The organism is Candidatus Magnetobacterium casense, from assembly GCF_019173545.1.
Lineage (GTDB): Bacteria > Nitrospirota > Thermodesulfovibrionia > Thermodesulfovibrionales > Magnetobacteriaceae > Magnetobacterium > Magnetobacterium cryptolimnobacter.
Genome location: NZ_JABXWD010000713.1, coordinates 1 through 1244 on the forward strand (window position 1 = coordinate 1; position 1244 = coordinate 1244).

Here is a 1244-nt window from a genome sequence, read left to right on the forward strand (position 1 = left end):
CATCGAACCCCCAGCTCAGAACCGAGGAATTCAATGCGTTTTGGCTTAATCACAACTTTCTTCGGACCGTTTTCGACGTGTCCGGCAATAACGGCCCCAAATCGATCTGGGGCGTCGTAGGATTCGAGCACGTCCCAGACATTGGACAGGTCTGACTGAGGCACAAAGAGAACGAATCCGGCTCCCATGTTGAGGTTGCCGTAAGCTTCCCTGTCATCAACCGGTCCGTGCTCCTGAATGAAGTCGAATATGGGAAGCTGCCTAGGCAGGACATCTATCACATATGTGAACGATTGCCGAGCACGCATGATCTTGCGCCAACCGTGCCCAGTAACGTTCACAGCGTAGTGGATGTGGACACCACTATTCTGGCAGTCCTCGACAATGGGCACGTAAATGCGCGTCGGGTCGAGGAGGGTTTCGCCGTAAGTGCGGCCATCAGAGAGTCGAGTCAGAAAGCCATCGGGCAACTTCTTGGCGATTTCTCGCGCCAAAGTCAACCCATTGGCGTGGATTCCCGAGCTCTCGATGATCACGATGGCATCGTCAGACATAATACGGTCTGGCCTGATCAGTCGTTCTTCTGACTGTACAAAACCAACCGTTGCACCTGCAAGGTCGACTGCACCTGGCATGATAATGTCCCTCAGGGTTGGGGTTTCCCCTCCACCCCAGACACACCTTGCCAGAATGCATGCCTGCTTGGTCCCTTTGACCAAATCGCGCCAACGCTTCTCGTTTTTGAACCAGTCCGAACTGCCAGCAGCAAGGTACTGGCTATAGCAGAACGGCAATGGTCCCAACGTAACCATGTCGTTCACCGCCATGGCAACGTTGCATTGGGCGACATGATCATAGAATGTCAGTCCTGCCAATGCCTCCAACTCGATCGCCAACTGAAGCATAGCGTCGGCCACCAAGTTCTTGGTGCCTAAGCCTTCAATGACGATGCCGAGGTATCCAAATGGAGTTTTGACGAGGTAGCAGCTCTCGCCCCGACTCCATTCCTCCTCGGAAAAACCAAAACGATGAAGAAAACGCGCAGTTGCACGACCGGCCTCCTGTGCTTCTCACTTGACTGGATCCATACCATCGTAGACCACTCCGGTTTCAGCATACGTCATTGTCTTGCGCATGGCTCACTATACCTTTCTTTGATGTCCCACCTGAAAAGATCCGAAGAATTCGGATTTTGAACTTTTCAAGGTGCCAATATAACATTATCAATTTATGGAAAAAAATCA

The 1244-nt window shown here is 51.9% G+C and carries 1 protein-coding gene; it reads right to left on the reverse strand.

The features are described 5' to 3' along the window. The coding region (locus HWQ67_RS18985) for an AIR synthase-related protein (RefSeq protein WP_218254260.1) at positions 1-905 on the reverse strand (905 nt) is incomplete at its 3' end. Positions 906-1244: the final 339 nt, after the last annotated feature.